Genomic DNA, 14,603 nt, shown 5'->3' on the forward strand with positions numbered 1-14,603 from the left:
TTATGTTTATTGTGGTGTTCAGGGCTGCAAAGGCCCTTGCGGTCGTTGCCAACAGTAAATCAATCGATTTGTTGCGGTGACGCTGTTTTGTGCATTTGGGACTATGGTCTAACGGGTTGTCCACAAGCGCATTTGCGTAGACCATGGGCGCCTTGGTTCCTGCCAGAGTTCTTTTTCATGACTGCCAACACCGATGCGCGCCCGGCGCCCTTCACCCGCTCGGACTACAAGACCCTGGGGCTTGCAGCCTTGGGCGGTGCGCTGGAAATCTACGACTTCATCATTTTTGTATTTTTCGCGCTGACCCTCAGCCAACTGTTCTTCCCGCCAGAAATGCCCGAGTGGCTGCGTCTGCTGCAAAGCTTCGGGATCTTTGTCACCGGCTACCTGGCGCGCCCGTTAGGCGGGATTCTAATGGCGCATTTCGCCGACCGACTGGGACGCAAGAAGGTTTTCAGCCTGAGCATCCTGATGATGGCATTGCCGTGTCTGCTGATCGGGATCATGCCGACCTACGCTCAAATCGGCTATTTCGCACCGTTATTGCTATTAGCCCTCAGAGTCTTGCAAGGCGCGGCAGTGGGCGGTGAAGTGCCGAGCGCCTGGGTGTTCGTCGCCGAGCACGCGCCGGTCGGGCATCGCGGTTATGCCCTTGGCTTCCTGCAGGCCGGGCTGACTTTCGGCTATCTGATCGGCGCCTTGACCGCGACTTTTCTGGCGCAAGTATTCACCCCGGTGGAAATCCTCGATTACGCCTGGCGCTACCCGTTTCTGCTGGGCGGTGTGTTTGGTGTCATCGGTGTCTGGCTGCGTCGCTGGCTCAGCGAAACCCCGGTATTCATGGCGATGCAGGCCCAGCGCGAGGCTGCTGTCGAACTGCCGCTGCGCACGGTCCTGCGTGAGCATCGCCTGGCGATGCTGCCGGCGATGATCCTCACCTGCGTGCTGACCTCGGCCGTGGTGGTGTTCGTGGTCATTACTCCGACCATGATGCAGAAAACCTTCGGAATGACCGCCGGCCGTACTTTCGCCCTGAGTGCCTTGGGCATCGTGTTTCTGAACATCGGCTGTGTACTCGCCGGGCTGCTGGTCGACCGCATCGGCGCCTGGCGCACGGTGATGCTGTATAGCCTGCTGCTGCCCTTGGGCATCGGCGTGCTCTACACCTGCCTGATCATTGAAGGCCAGTGGATCGGTTTGGCCTATGCGGTGGCCGGCCTCGGTTGTGGGGTGGTCGGCGCGGTGCCGTCGGTAATGGTCAGCCTGTTTCCGGCGCGGATTCGCGTCTCGGGGATTTCTTTCACCTACAACATTGCCTACGCGGCCTGGGCGAGCATCACACCGCTATTGTTGATCGGTCTGATGCCGTGGAGCCCGTGGATTTGTGTGATCTTCTGCGCGGTAATGGGGGCGGTGGGTATCAGCAGCGCGGTGTATTTCGGCGCACGAATGCCGCGAATTGGACGTTGCTCGGTGGCCGGTGCGACATGAGGGTGTTCATATTGCCACTATTTTTGTAGGACAACCCTGAAGCACTCTTCAGAAAATATCTCCAAGGCCGATGGCTAGGCTGTAAGCCGCTTTCTATTCCAGCCATCGGTACTTCCCATGTTCAACAAACGCTTGAAGCAGGAGCTGTCGGCTCTTCGCGAAGAACTCTCCAGCCTTCAGCAAATCAAGGAGAGCCTGGACAGCGAGATGCTGGTCCTGACCCTCGATCCCGATGGGCGGATTCAATCGGCCAACCAGAACTTCATGGGTGAGATGCTCTACAAGGGCAACGATCTGGTCGGCAGGCACATCGAAGATATCGTCCCGGTCCATGTGAAATCAGATGAATTCCACCACCGCTTCAAGGCCGCGATAACCCGTGGCGAGCACTTTGCCGGCGCGGTCCGTTTGCTGCGCGGTAATGGTGTCGAAGCCTGGTTGCGTTCGATCATGCAACCGGTGCGCTCCTCGGACGGCCGGATCAAACACTTCTCGATTTATTCCAGCGACCTGACCCGTACCATCGAGGCCTCCCGCGAACACGAGAACCTGATCGGCGCGCTGGTGCGCTCGACGGCGGTCATCGAGTTCGATCTCAATGGCAACGTGCTGACAGCCAACGAACGGTTCCTCAATGGCATGGGTTACAGCCTGGCGCAGATCCAGGGCAAACATCACCGCACCTTCTGCGCGCCAGAGGAATACAACAGCGCCGAGTATCAGAACTTCTGGCGCCGCCTGAACGCTGGCGAGTTCGTGGCCGGTCGTTTCAAGCGTATCGACAGCCATGGTCGCGAGGTCTGGCTGGAGGCTTCCTACAACCCGGTGGTCGACGCCAACAACAAGCTCTACAAAGTGGTGAAATTCGCCACGGTGATAACCGATCAGGTCAATCAAGAGCAGGCCGTCGCCGAAGCGGCCAACATTGCCTACAGCACTTCCCTGCAAACCGACAACAGCGCCCAGCGCGGTACGACCGTGGTGACTCAAGCGGTGGACGTGATGCGTGATCTGGCCAGGCACATGCAAACCGCTGGCGAAGGCATTGAAGCGCTGAACGAACAATCATTGGTGATCGGCACCATCGTCAAAACCATCAGTGGCATCGCCGAACAGACCAACCTGCTGGCGCTCAACGCGGCCATCGAAGCGGCGCGTGCCGGTGAACAGGGTCGAGGTTTTGCCGTGGTGGCAGATGAAGTCCGGCAACTGGCCTCGCGCACCAGCCAGGCGACCGACGAAATCGTCGGCGTTGTACGCCAGAACCAGGACATGGCGCGCAACGCCGTGGCCCTGATGACCGATGGCAAACTCCAGGCCGAGCAGGGGCTGGCATTGGCGGCGGAGGCGGGCACGGTGATCGTCGAGATCCAGGACGGGGCGCAGAAAGTGGTGAACGCGGTTGGGCAGTTTGCCAATCAGTTATCGACTTGATGTTATCTGTCCGGCGTGAGTAGCCCTAAAAAGATCAGGCCTGCTTCTGCGGCTTGATCAGGCTTTCTGCCGGTATCCCGAATAGATCATGAAGCTTCCAGATCATTGGAAGCGTTAATGCGCGCTTGCCGTTGAGCACTTCATAAACCCGGTTTGTCCGGCCAATGGCTGGAGCCAGATCAGCTGCGGACAGGCCGGACTGCTCCATGCGAAATTTGATCGCGTCGATCGGAGTGGGCAGGTCGACCGGAAATTGCTTCGCTTCATAGGCTTCGATGAGAGTAATCATGATGTCGAAGTAATCGCCTTCGGGGGTTCCCGGTTCAGGCTCATTGTTGAAAAGTGCAGATACGTTCTTGAGGGCTGTACGGTAGTCCTCGTCGGTGTGAATTGGATGAATGTTCATGGGTTACTCCATTTCGACGGTATCAGCGTCGATCCCATCGTACTGCTTGTGGGTGCCGACAAATTTTATGTACACAGCGCCGAAGCGATAGGCCACCGCGACTACTAACCGAAAGTCATTGCCCTTGATGTTGAACACGACTCTGCGACTTTTGAGAATGCTGGCGGTGGCAAAGTGTGCCTTGATGTCAGCAGGCGTCTTCCAGTCCGCTTTCCTTGATTCGTCAATCCAGGCCAGAAAAGATTGTTCTGAGTCCGGGTATCGCTCCCAAAAACTTTTCAGCTGACTGATGGCGATGATTCTCATGACATAATCCTAGTCCCGCGGTGGGACTTGTGCAAGTTGTGGCGGAGTAGTCGACATGTGGAGAGTAAAATCGACTCCTGCAATCAGGCACTGCCGACAGCTGATTTGATGAGATGGGTTAACAGGGCCTTCGAGCTAAAAAATAGGTTTCATACTCTATCTAATGGGTAGCAATTTGAGGGTAGGAAAAGGCTATGCGAGATACTTGATCAGGATTCTTTACCAATAAAAAAGGCTTACCTCCCGGTAAGCCTTTTCTTATTCGCGCGTACGACTCAATCCCCCAACGCTTCCCCCTCACGCCGTGGATCGGCCCCGCCGGCCAACGCAGCTTTCCCCTGCGCATCCTTGACCCGAACAATCGCTTGAGTCCCGCTGGTCATGTCGATCTCGTTCACGTTGTGTCCTTTGTCCTTCAGCGCCTGAATCAGCTCAGCGCTGAACTGCCCTTGTTCCAGTTCCGTCGGGCCGTTACGGCTGCCGAAGTTGGGCAGGCTGATGGCTGCCTGCGGGTCGAGGTTCCAGTCGAGCAGGCCGATGGTGGATTTGGCCACGTATTCGATGATCTGCGAGCCACCGGGAGAGCCGACGGTGGCCAGGAATTCGCCGCTCCGACGGTCGAAGATCAGCGTGGGCGCCATGGACGAGCGGGGGCGTTTACCCGGTTCGACGCGGTTGGCGACTTTTTGTCCGTTCTCTTCGGGGATGAACGAGAAGTCGGTCATCTGGTTGTTGAGCACAAAACCCTGAACCATCAGGTGCGAGCCGAATGCCGCTTCCACGGTGGTGGTCATGGACACAGCGCCGCCTTCGTCATCGACCGCCACCACTTGTGACGTGGAAATGCGCAGCGGCGAGCGGTCGGGTGCATAGGCGACCTGAATGCCGGGAGGGGTGCCGGGCTTGGCCATGCCCATGCTGCGATCACCTATCAAGGCTGCGCGGCTGGCCAGGTAAGTCGGGTCGACCAGGCCTTTGACCGGTACGGGTACAAAATCGGTATCGGCGACGTATTGCGCACGGTCGGCGTAAGCCAGGCGCTCGGCTTCGGCGATCAAATGCACGGCTTCAGGGGCGGGTTCGATGCCCGCCGGTTTGCGGGTCTTGACCGGTTTGAGTGGCGCCAGGGCAAAGTGCGGGTCGCGGCTTTCCAGCGCTTGCAAGGTGCCGAGGATTTGCGCCACGGCGATTCCACCCGACGACGGTGGCGGCATGCCACAGACCTGCCAGCGTTTGTAGTCGGTGCACAACGGCGCGCGTTCCTTGGCCTTATAGCCTTGGAGATCGTTCAGCGCCAGGCTGCCGGGGTTGGCGTGGCCCTGAACCTTGGCGACGATCTCTTTTGCGATCGGGCCTTTGTACAACGCGTCGGGACCTTCCTTGGCGATACGCTTGAACACGGCGGCGAGTGCCGGGTTTTTCAGTGGCGTACCAATAGCTTTCGGGCTGCCATCGGTATTCAGGAAGTAGGCGGCCATGTCCGGCGAGCGCTGGATGAACGCGTCCGCCGCGATCAATTGATGCAGGCGTGGCGAAATGGCAAAGCCTTGTTCCGCGAGTTTGATGGCGGGTTCGAACAGCTTCGCCCACGGCAGGCGACCATGCTTGCGATGCGCCAGCTCCAGCGCCCGCAACACACCCGGCGTACCCACTGATCGCCCGCCGATCTGCGCCTGGGTGAACGGCATCGGTTTGCCGTCGGCTTGCAGGAACAGTTTTTCGGTGGCGCCGGCCGGAGCGGTTTCGCGACCGTCGTAGGTGCGCACAGCTTTGCCATCCCACAGCACAATCAATGCACCGCCGCCGATACCCGACGATTGCGGCTCGACCAGCGTCAACACCGCTTGCATGGCAATGGCCGCATCAATCGCCGAGCCGCCCTCACGCAGCATTTCCCGCCCGGCTTCGGCCGCTAAAGGGTTGGCGGCTGCAGCCATGTGTTTCGAGGCGTGCCGGGTTTGCAGGTCGGCGCGATAACCGGAGGCGATTTCCGGCGCGACCGGCAGGCTAGAGACTGATGGTGAAGTGGGCGGGGCGTTGCAGGCGACGAGGGTTAAAGCGGTGGCGATCAGCGACAGGGCTGACAGGCGATAGCGGCTCAAATGGAAGGCTGAGAACACGCGGGGCACTCCGTCCGTGGGATAAAAGGTCAGGGGACTTTATCGGCCGCAAGGGAGGGACGCAAACCACAGTCCACAGCAAAGATACTTTTGCCCTTCATCAACCGAGATGTTTTCTGTAGGGTCGAGGGCAACAGACTGGCCAGAAGATCAACAAGAGGCAGACATGCAGACGGAGTTTCCAACCCAGCCAAGTTACCGTGAGCTACGTGAACAATTCCTGACGGTAGCGACCGCGGCTGGCGCGACGCTGACCGAGTACCCGCATCCGCTCAAGGGGCCTTTCGCAGAGTCTCTGAGCACTGATGTGGCGGTACTGGGCGATCCTGGCGCCAAACGCCTGCTGATTGTGCTGAGCGGCACCCATGGCGTCGAAGGCTTCTATGGTTCGGAGTGTCAGATCAAGTGGTTACAGGAGCTGGGCAAGCGTTCCCTGCCGGCCGATGTGGCGGTGGTGATGGTTCACCTGATCAATCCCTGGGGCACCGCCTGGCTGCGACGAGTCAACGAAGACAACATCGACCTGAACCGCAATCACCTGAACTTCGAGCGTCCGTTGCCGGACAATCAGGCCTACACAGCGTTGCATGAGATTTATGCCTGCTCTCAGTTAAAGGGACCAGAGCGTGATCGCGCCGATGCCTTGCTCGATGAGCAGATCCGCGAACACGGCTGGCCGGCAGTGATGTCGATCGTCGAAGGCGGCCAGCACAGCCACCCCGATGGTTTGTTCTATGGCGGGCTGGCGCCAGGCTGGTCGAACCGCACATTGCACCAGATCCTTCAACAGCATGTTGCTCACGCCGATGTCGCGATGTGTTTCGACTTGCACACCGGTGCGGGGGAGTACGGTCATCCCATGCTGCTGACCATCACCGAGTCCGCTTATCCGGCGCTCGCCGATGCGCAGGCCATTTACGGGCCGTGGCTCTATACGCTATTGACGGGGGCTGACACCTTGAGCGAAACCGGTGTGGCTGCAACGGCAACTGGCTACACCTCACAGGCGTTAATTGATGCTCTGCCGTCAGTAAGGCTGATGCCGTTCGTTATCGAGTGCGGGACTTATCCGGGGGCGGACGTGCATCGTCATCTGCGCGATGATCATTGGTTGCATCTGCATGGCGACCCGACTGATGCGGTGGGGCGTGGGATCAAACTGAATTTGCTCGAGCAGTTCTATCCCGCGGACAGCGACTGGCAGGCCATGGTCTGGCTTCGTACCTGGCAGATATGGGAACGGGCATTGTCAGCGTTGCCGACGATTCGCTACTGATACGGCTCACGTGTGCTGTGGGCTGTCGTCAGGGAGATCAACGTCCTGAAACGAATGCCACTTTTCTCGAGGCATAAAAAAACGGCCTACCTTTCGGTAAGCCGTTTTTAGTACTTGGTGGCTACACAGGGACTTGAACCCCGGACCCCAGCATTATGAATGCTATGCTCTAACCAACTGAGCTATGTAGCCAAGTGGCGCGCATTATTCACCTGGAACGAAGATGCGTCAAGCGTAAATCTAAAATATTTCTCCACACTTTCAACCGCTTATCCCGCTGACCCGAAAAATCGGGCCAGCGGAGGGTGTCAAACGAGCTGAAATCTCCCGGTATTCGCACTCAAGGCCTTGCTGCCCTGGCTCAAGGTATCTGCCGCGAGGTTCACCGCCCGTGCGCCTTCAAGCAAGCGTACCGCCGCCTGATCGACTTGCTGGATGTTGCCGCTGACTTCATCGGCGGTGCTCGCTTGCTCTTCAACGGCGGTGGCGATCTGCGCCAGGGTATCGGTGACGCTTTGCACCGCGCTGGCGATTTCCCCCAGTCGCTCGCCGAGACCGGTGACCGCTAGCGCATCCGATTGTGCCTGGCCGCAGGCGGCTTCCATCAGGCTGACCGCCTCATTCACGGTGTTGCGCAAGCTGTCGACGGTGCCGGCGATTTGCGCGGTGGAGGACTGGGTGCGTTGCGACAGGCTGCGCACTTCATCGGCCACTACGGCAAAGCCACGACCTTGCTCACCGGCCCGTGCGGCTTCGATAGCGGCGTTGAGGGCCAGCAGGTTGGTCTGCTCGGCCACGCCGCGAATGGTATCGACCACCAGTTGAATCTGTTGCCCTTGCTCGCTGACCCGACCCAATGCCGCCGCAGTCTCGTTCAAACGCTGATTGAGCTGCTGAATGCTCGCCGTCGTGCGTTGACTGTCGCGGCTGCTGTCGGCGGCAATGCGTTGGGTGTGCTGAGCGCTGCCGGAAGCCTGTTCGCAGCTCTGAGCGACACCTTGAGAGGTGGCCGCCAGTTGCGTGGCCGCAGCGGCGATCTGGCTGATCTGCAGCTGCTGAGCCTCGACTTCACCGAGAGCACCACTGGAGTGATCGTTGAGGGTGCGTACCGCATTGCTCAGTTGCAACGTTTCGTGGTCGACCCCCAGCAGACTGTTGCGCAGTTGCACCACCGCGACATTGAGCGCGGTGCTGATCGCCGCCAGTTCGTCGCGGCCTTGCACCGGCACTTGCAGGCTCAGGTTGCCGTCACGCAATGCTTCGGCCAACAGCGTGATGCCGCTGGCGCTGCGACGGATCGAGGCCTGCAAACAGATGAACAGGTACAGCGCTGCCAGCAGCAGGCAGCCAAAGATTGTCGCCACCAGGATGAACTGACGGATGGCCGAGCCATGGTAATAATCCAGCCGTTGATCCAGCGAAATCAACGATTGCTGACGTAGCGAGGCGAGGTCGCCGAGAAGGGCATCGAGGCTGTGTTCGAAGTCTTCCGGTTTAAGGTTGATGCTGCCGCCGAAGACGCCATCGTCCAGTACTTTCAAACCGGCATCCAGGTGTTTGAGGCTGTCGTGGTATTGCCCGGCCCAGGCTTGCAGGGCGCTGGGCAGGCGTGCTTCCAGCAGGCTGGCGGTTTTCACCAACTGCTCCCGGGCATCGCCGATGCGGCTGCGCAAGTCTCGCAGTTGCAGACGGCTTTGCAGGGTGAACTGCCCGGACACCACCGATGCCTGGCCGACCGCGGCGAGGCGACCGACCCGTTCGATCAGGTCCGGTGCATGCTGGGTGGAAATCTGCGTCAGCAACCAGGTTTCCAGCCACGGTGCGAGGGTCAGGCGATTGTCCATGGCGATTTGTTCACGCAAGGCCTGCAGGGCGCTCAAGGCGTTGGTGAAACGATCGTAACCGTCCGGCCACCAGCCGACGCTGCTCAGGCTTTTCGAGTCCAGGCCGGTGAGGGCGGTTTGCAGGGCCTGATAGCGGGTGAGTGTCGCGCCCTCGGCGTCTTCGGTTTTCAGGGTGTTACCGAGGTCCGTGGTGGCTTGGACGACGGCTGGCTGAACCGCGTCGAACGCGGCCATCGCGGCGAGCGTGGCCGGCGTCGGTTGGCGATTGGTTTCAGTGGCGCGCCAGCGTGCGGCGCGGTCACGCTGGGCGGCGAGCAGGTTGTCGAGCGCATCCAGGGCGAGCAATTGACGAACCCCGGCGCGTTCGCCCGAGATCAGGCTCAACTTGTCACGATAGTCCTGGCCGATCATCCACAGGCTGCCCGCGAGTGGCAGGATAAACAGCAGAAACAGCAGCTGAAATTTGCGTGCGAAGCCGAAACGCCCCAGCAGCCCGATCCCCGGTGATAAAAAAGCCTGCATGCCTCATGACTCCTCTGGACACCACGCACCATTGGCGTGCGTCGAGGCCGGTGCGACCGCGACTTGTGCCCTTCTAAAAGGCCTCGAAAGTTCACCTTGGTCCGCTCTGTAGGCCGACTCTGTAGCGAAACTTCCCATTCTCGGTCCCCTTTGTAAGGGGCCGCGTTGAAGCGGATAAGCAAGGCAAGATTCAGACCATGGCGTTGCGCTATCACCTTATTTTTTCAGGTCGTTAGCAGGCTAAGGGGATGGCGCTGTTGCACCGAAAAATGGCACATTGACCGACCTGCCAGTGCGCACCCATCCGCAGTACGGAAACTCTCATGGCCATCAGCAATGTCCAGTCCGCCACGTCGGCGCCCGCCACTTCACAAAGCAGTCCGCTGGTCATGCGCATCATCGGCGCGGTCGCGCTGGCGCATCTGATCAACGACCTGATTCAGTCGGTGCTGCCATCGATCTATCCGATGCTCAAGGCCAATTACGGCCTGACCTTCACCCAGGTCGGTCTGATCACTCTGACCTTTCAACTGACAGCCTCGCTGTTGCAGCCGTGGGTCGGTTACCACACGGATCGTCATCCCAAACCCTGGCTATTGCCCGCCGGTAGCGTTTGCACACTGATCGGCATTCTAATGATGTCGGTAGTCGGTAGCTTCCCGATGATTCTGTTGGCGGCGGGGTTGATCGGTATTGGCTCTTCGACCTTTCACCCGGAAGCTTCTCGCGTGGCGCGACTGGCTTCGGGGGGGCGCTTCGGCTTGGCGCAATCGACGTTTCAGGTCGGCGGTAATGCGGGCTCGGCCTTCGGGCCGTTGCTGGCGGCGGCGATCATCATTCCCTACGGTCAGGGTCATGTGGCCTGGTTCGGATTGTTTGCGGTGTTTGCGTTGTTCGTGCTGTACCGGATCAGCCGTTGGTACGCCAATCACTTGAACCTGTTCAAACTCAAACAAGGTCAGGCCGCGACTCACGGCTTGTCGAAAGGCCGGGTGATCAGCGCGTTGGTGGTACTCGGGTTATTAGTGTTCTCCAAGTATTTCTACATGGCCAGTTTCACCAGTTACTTCACGTTCTACCTGATCGAAAAGTTCGACCTGTCGGTGGCCAGCTCGCAGCTGCATCTGTTCCTGTTTCTCGGTGCGGTAGCGGCGGGGACCTTCTTCGGTGGGCCGATCGGCGACAAGATCGGGCGCAAGGCGGTGATCTGGTTCTCGATCCTCGGTGTAGCGCCGTTCACGCTGCTGTTGCCCCATGTGGACCTGTTCTGGACCAGTGTGTTGAGCGTGGTGATCGGTTTCATTCTGGCCTCGGCGTTCTCCGCCATCGTGGTGTATGCACAAGAGCTGGTGCCGGGCAATGTCGGGATGATTGCCGGGGTGTTCTTCGGCCTGATGTTTGGCTTCGGCGGGATTGGCGCGGCATTGCTCGGGCATCTGGCGGATATTCGCGGCATTGAGTACGTCTACTTCCTGTGTTCGTTCTTGCCGCTCCTTGGGGTATTGGCGATCTTCCTGCCAAGAACCAAAAAAGCCTGAACACGACCGACCCGTAGGGGAGGGGAGACAACAGGCACAAAAAAGCCGCGTATGAACGCGGCTTTTTCTTGCGCGGGTGTTTTTACACGTTGAAACGGAAGTGCATCACATCGCCGTCTTTCACGATGTAATCCTTGCCTTCCAGGCGCCATTTACCGGCTTCCTTGGCGCCGGCTTCGCCCTTGTACTGGATGAAGTCGTCATAGGCGATGACTTCGGCGCGGATGAAGCCTTTTTCGAAGTCGGTGTGGATCACGCCAGCGGCTTGTGGTGCGGTAGCGCCGACGCGGACGGTCCAGGCGCGGACTTCTTCGACACCGGCAGTGAAGTAGGTCTGCAGGTGCAGCATTTCGTAGCCGGCGCGGATTACGCGGTTCAGGCCAGGCTCTTCAAGGCCCAAGGCTTCGAGGAACATGTCTTTCTCTTCGCCGTCTTCCAGCTCGGCGATTTCGGCTTCGATCTTGTTGCAGACCGGAACCACCATGGCGCCTTCTTCTTCGGCGATGGCTTTGACGATGTCCAGCAGCGGGTTGTTCTCGAAACCGTCTTCAGCGACGTTGGCGATGTACATGACCGGCTTGGTGGTCAGCAGATGGAAGCCACGAATCACCGCTTTGTCGTCGGCGCCCATGTTCTTCATCAGCGTGCGTGCTGGCTTGCCGAGGGTGAAGTGAGCGATCAGTTGTTCCAGCAGGCCTTTCTGGACCACGGCGTCCTTGTCACCACCCTTGGCGTTACGGGCGACTTTCTGCAGTTGCTTCTCGCAGCTGTCGAGGTCGGCGAAGATCAGTTCCAGGTCGATGATTTCGATGTCGCGTTTCGGGTCGACGCTGTTGGAGACGTGAATCACGTTCTCGTCTTCGAAGCAGCGGACCACGTGGGCGATGGCATCGGTCTCGCGGATGTTGGCGAGGAATTTGTTGCCCAGGCCTTCACCTTTCGAGGCGCCGGCAACCAGGCCAGCGATGTCGACGAACTCCATGGTAGTCGGCAGGATGCGCTTGGGATTGACGATGACCGCCAGGGCTTCCAGACGCGGATCCGGCATCGGCACGATACCGGTGTTCGGCTCGATGGTGCAGAAGGGAAAGTTCTCGGCCGCGATCCCGGATTTGGTCAGGGCGTTGAACAGGGTGGACTTCCCGACGTTAGGCAGGCCGACGATGCCGCAATTGAATCCCATGGTATTTCCCCGAGGAGTTAGAGTCAGGCCTTCTGGCTGTGCAGGTTTTTCATCGCGCGGTTCCATTCACCCGCGAGGATATCCGGCAGCACGCCGAGGGCAAAGTCGATGCTGGCATCGAGTTTTTCCTGTTCGGCGCGTGGCGCACGACCCAGGACGAAGTTTGAAACCATACTGGCAACGCCCGGGTGGCCAATGCCAAGCCGCAAGCGGTGAAAGGTATTCTGATTACCCAGTTGCGCAATGATGTCGCGCAACCCGTTGTGACCGCCATGGCCGCCGCCCTGTTTAAGTTTGGCAACGCCCGGAGGCAGGTCGAGTTCGTCATGCGCCACCAGAATTTCTTCCGGCTTTATGCGAAAGAAGCCGGCAAGTGCCGCGACGGCCTGGCCGCTGCGGTTCATGTAGGTGGTGGGAATCAGTAGACGAACATCCTGACCCTGATGCGAATAGCGCCCGGTCAGGCCGAAATATTTGCGATCGGCCACAAGGTTTACGCCTTGTGCGTTCGCGATGCGCTCAACAAAAAGGGCCCCTGCGTTATGCCGGGTCTGTTCGTATTCAGCGCCTGGATTTCCCAGGCCAACGATCAGTTTGATGGCAGTCACGATAGGGGCCCTTCCTTGAAGTGGTGGATAACATCGCCGCCTTCAGGGAGTGCGGCGAAAGCGGACGACAAGTGCTCATTTACCATTATGTAAACTCCGCGTTCTCGCCCGCTTTCTCGCTACGCTCTAGTCCGCGATGTTTCCGGTCACTCCGGCGTACAGAGTGAAATTACTCTGCAGCGCCTTCTGCAGCTTCTGGAGCAACACGTGGAGCGTGAACGTTGGCAACAGCCAGGTCGTTACCGTGAGCCAGAGCAACAAACTCAACGCCTTTAGGGGCTTTGAGGTCGGACAGGTGAATGATCGAGCCGACTTCGGCATCAGCCAAGTCAACTTCGATGAATTCAGGCAGATCTTTTGGCAGGCAGGACACTTCGATTTCAGCAACAACGTGCGAAATCTCGCCGCCTTTCTTCACTGGAGCAGCTTCGTTGATGAAGTGCACAGGAACGATAGCGGTCAGCTTTTGGCCGGCAACTACGCGTACGAAGTCAGCGTGCATCACGTGGCCTTTGGCCGGGTGACGCTGCAGAGCCTTGATGATTACGTTTTGCTTGGTGCCGCCAACGTTCAGCTCGATGATGTGGCTGTAAGCCGCTTCGTTTTCGAGCAGTTTGGCAACTTCTTTGGCCAGCATGCTGATGGATTCAGGGGCTTTTTCGCCACCGTAAACTACAGCTGGAACCAGGCTTGCGAGACGACGCAGGCGGCGGCTCGCACCTTTCCCCAGGTCGGAACGCACTTCAGCATTCAGAGTAAATTCGTTCATGTTGTATCTCCAAAATAACCACATTCGCCCCAGCGTTTGCGACCAGCGCTAAAGGCGATATGGGCAAAAAAGCCCCGCCCCGACAGGAATGCCGGGGCGGGGCGCTTTTCGTCAACAAGATGTAATGAAAAGGGCAGGGCCCTTAACGGAACATCGCGCTGATCGATTCTTCATTGCTGATGCGGCGGACCGCCTCGGCAACTACCGGTGCGATATCCAGTTGGCGGATACGCGCACAGGCTTGTGCTGCAGCGGACAGCGGGATGGTGTTGGTCACCACCAGCTCGTCCAGCACGGAATTTTCAATGTTTTCGATCGCCCGACCCGACAGCACAGGGTGCGTGCAGTAGGCGAAAACCTTGGCAGCGCCATGCTCTTTCAGGGCCTTGGCCGCGTGGCACAGAGTGCCGGCGGTATCGACCATGTCATCGACCAGAATACAGGTACGCCCTTCGACATCACCGATGATATGCATCACTTCAGAGTGATTGGCTTTCTCACGGCGTTTGTCGATGATCCCGAGGTCCACGCCCAGGGATTTGGCAACAGCCCGTGCACGCACGACGCCACCAATGTCCGGGGACACGATCATCAGGTTTTCGAAGCGCTGATCTTCAATGTCATCCACCAGTACCGGGGAGCCGTAGATGTTATCTACCGGAATATCGAAGAAACCCTGAATCTGGTCAGCATGCAGATCAACCGTGAGAACACGGTCGATGCCGACTACGGTAAGCATGTCAGCAACGACTTTCGCGCTGATAGCCACACGTGCGGAACGCGGACGGCGATCCTGACGGGCATAACCAAAGTAAGGAATAACAGCAGTGATACGAGTAGCCGAGGAGCGGCGGAAGGCATCAGCCATCACTACCAGTTCCATCAGGTTATCGTTAGTCGGAGCGCAGGTCGGCTGAATAATGAAGACGTCTTTACCGCGGACGTTTTCATTGATCTCGGCAGTAATTTCGCCGTCGGAAAACTTACCGACAGAGATGTCACCGAGAGGGATATGCAGCTGACGTACAACACGCCGAGCCAGATCGGGGTTAGCGTTCCCCGTAAAGACCATCATCTTGGACACGCGCAGTACCTGAAGGCTGAGG

General features: G+C 58.8%; 11 protein-coding genes, 1 tRNA gene and 2 pseudogenes. 5 read left to right on the forward strand and 9 right to left on the reverse strand.

Going from position 1 to position 14,603, the window contains the following annotated elements:
- The first annotated feature begins 177 nt into the window (after nucleotides 1–177).
- From KGB14_RS17655 to KGB14_RS28685, 3 genes and pseudogenes are all read left to right on the forward strand, one after another.
- Nucleotides 178–1,491, forward strand: a complete 1,314-nt coding sequence (locus KGB14_RS17655; RefSeq protein WP_223488035.1) for an MFS transporter — start codon at nucleotides 178–180, stop codon at nucleotides 1,489–1,491.
- A 207-nt stretch (nucleotides 1,492–1,698) separates the two neighbouring features.
- Nucleotides 1,699–2,337: pseudogene (locus tag KGB14_RS28680) on the forward strand (PAS domain-containing protein); the annotation flags it as partial.
- 156 nt (nucleotides 2,338–2,493) lie between these two features.
- Nucleotides 2,494–2,925: pseudogene (locus KGB14_RS28685) on the forward strand (methyl-accepting chemotaxis protein); the annotation flags it as partial.
- A gap of 34 nt (nucleotides 2,926–2,959) precedes the next feature.
- Here the strand turns inward: KGB14_RS28685 and KGB14_RS17670 are convergent.
- From KGB14_RS17670 to ggt, 3 genes are all read right to left on the reverse strand, one after another.
- Complete coding sequence (locus tag KGB14_RS17670; protein WP_223488036.1) at nucleotides 2,960–3,331, reverse strand: type II toxin-antitoxin system HigA family antitoxin; 372 nt, start codon at nucleotides 3,329–3,331, stop codon at nucleotides 2,960–2,962.
- A 3-nt stretch (nucleotides 3,332–3,334) separates the two neighbouring features.
- Nucleotides 3,335–3,637, reverse strand: a complete 303-nt coding sequence (locus tag KGB14_RS17675; RefSeq protein WP_223488037.1) for a type II toxin-antitoxin system HigB family toxin — start codon at nucleotides 3,635–3,637, stop codon at nucleotides 3,335–3,337.
- Between the two features lie 275 nt (nucleotides 3,638–3,912).
- Nucleotides 3,913–5,757: a gamma-glutamyltransferase gene (ggt, locus tag KGB14_RS17680; RefSeq protein WP_223488038.1), complete on the reverse strand. Its 1,845-nt coding sequence runs from the start codon at nucleotides 5,755–5,757 to the stop codon at nucleotides 3,913–3,915.
- A 166-nt stretch (nucleotides 5,758–5,923) separates the two neighbouring features.
- Here ggt and KGB14_RS17685 point away from each other — a divergent pair, with 166 nt between their 5' ends.
- Nucleotides 5,924–7,033, forward strand: a complete 1,110-nt coding sequence (locus tag KGB14_RS17685) for a DUF2817 domain-containing protein (protein ID WP_223488039.1) — start codon at nucleotides 5,924–5,926, stop codon at nucleotides 7,031–7,033.
- Nucleotides 7,034–7,148: 115 nt separating this feature from the next.
- On the opposite strand, the gene KGB14_RS17690 is transcribed toward KGB14_RS17685, so the two are convergent.
- Both KGB14_RS17690 and KGB14_RS17695 read right to left on the reverse strand, forming a co-directional pair.
- Nucleotides 7,149–7,225 (reverse strand) — tRNA-Met (locus tag KGB14_RS17690).
- Nucleotides 7,226–7,341: 116 nt separating this feature from the next.
- A complete protein-coding gene (locus tag KGB14_RS17695) occupies nucleotides 7,342–9,399 on the reverse strand; it encodes a methyl-accepting chemotaxis protein (protein WP_223488040.1) in 2,058 nt (685 codons plus the stop codon).
- Between the two features lie 323 nt (nucleotides 9,400–9,722).
- Between KGB14_RS17695 and KGB14_RS17700 the strand changes: the two genes are divergently transcribed.
- A complete protein-coding gene (locus KGB14_RS17700; protein WP_223488041.1) occupies nucleotides 9,723–10,937 on the forward strand; it encodes an MFS transporter in 1,215 nt (404 codons plus the stop codon).
- Nucleotides 10,938–11,019: 82 nt separating this feature from the next.
- Here the strand turns inward: KGB14_RS17700 and ychF are convergent, their stop codons facing one another.
- The 4 genes from ychF to KGB14_RS17720 form a co-directional block, all read right to left on the reverse strand.
- Nucleotides 11,020–12,120, reverse strand: coding sequence for a redox-regulated ATPase YchF (ychF, locus tag KGB14_RS17705; RefSeq protein ID WP_123501323.1), 1,101 nt, complete (start codon nucleotides 12,118–12,120; stop codon nucleotides 11,020–11,022).
- Between the two features lie 23 nt (nucleotides 12,121–12,143).
- The gene (gene pth, locus KGB14_RS17710; RefSeq protein ID WP_046030136.1) at nucleotides 12,144–12,728 is read right to left on the reverse strand and encodes an aminoacyl-tRNA hydrolase; all 585 of its coding nucleotides are present in this window, start codon (nucleotides 12,726–12,728) and stop codon (nucleotides 12,144–12,146) included.
- 169 nt (nucleotides 12,729–12,897) lie between these two features.
- Entirely contained in the window at nucleotides 12,898–13,497 is a 600-nt protein-coding gene (locus KGB14_RS17715) for a 50S ribosomal protein L25/general stress protein Ctc (protein ID WP_223488042.1), read from the reverse strand.
- Nucleotides 13,498–13,639: 142 nt separating this feature from the next.
- Nucleotides 13,640–14,581: a ribose-phosphate pyrophosphokinase gene (locus KGB14_RS17720; RefSeq protein ID WP_003171603.1), complete on the reverse strand. Its 942-nt coding sequence runs from the start codon at nucleotides 14,579–14,581 to the stop codon at nucleotides 13,640–13,642.
- Between the last annotated feature and the right edge of the window lie 22 nt (nucleotides 14,582–14,603).

Source organism: Pseudomonas sp. A-RE-19 (assembly GCF_019956555.1).
Taxonomy (GTDB): domain Bacteria; phylum Pseudomonadota; class Gammaproteobacteria; order Pseudomonadales; family Pseudomonadaceae; genus Aquipseudomonas.

Coding starts and splice junctions, on each gene's coding strand:
- KGB14_RS17675 (WP_223488037.1), bottom strand. CDS start 3,637: ATGAGAATCATCGCCATCAGTCAGCTGAAAAGTTTTTGGGAGCGATAC.
- KGB14_RS17670 (WP_223488036.1), bottom strand. CDS start 3,331: ATGAACATTCATCCAATTCACACCGACGAGGACTACCGTACAGCCCTC.
- ychF (WP_123501323.1), bottom strand. CDS start 12,120: ATGGGATTCAATTGCGGCATCGTCGGCCTGCCTAACGTCGGGAAGTCC.
- KGB14_RS17700 (WP_223488041.1), top strand. CDS start 9,723: ATGGCCATCAGCAATGTCCAGTCCGCCACGTCGGCGCCCGCCACTTCA.
- KGB14_RS17695 (WP_223488040.1), bottom strand. CDS start 9,399: ATGCAGGCTTTTTTATCACCGGGGATCGGGCTGCTGGGGCGTTTCGGC.
- KGB14_RS17685 (WP_223488039.1), top strand. CDS start 5,924: ATGCAGACGGAGTTTCCAACCCAGCCAAGTTACCGTGAGCTACGTGAA.
- KGB14_RS17655 (WP_223488035.1), top strand. CDS start 178: ATGACTGCCAACACCGATGCGCGCCCGGCGCCCTTCACCCGCTCGGAC.
- KGB14_RS17715 (WP_223488042.1), bottom strand. CDS start 13,497: ATGAACGAATTTACTCTGAATGCTGAAGTGCGTTCCGACCTGGGGAAA.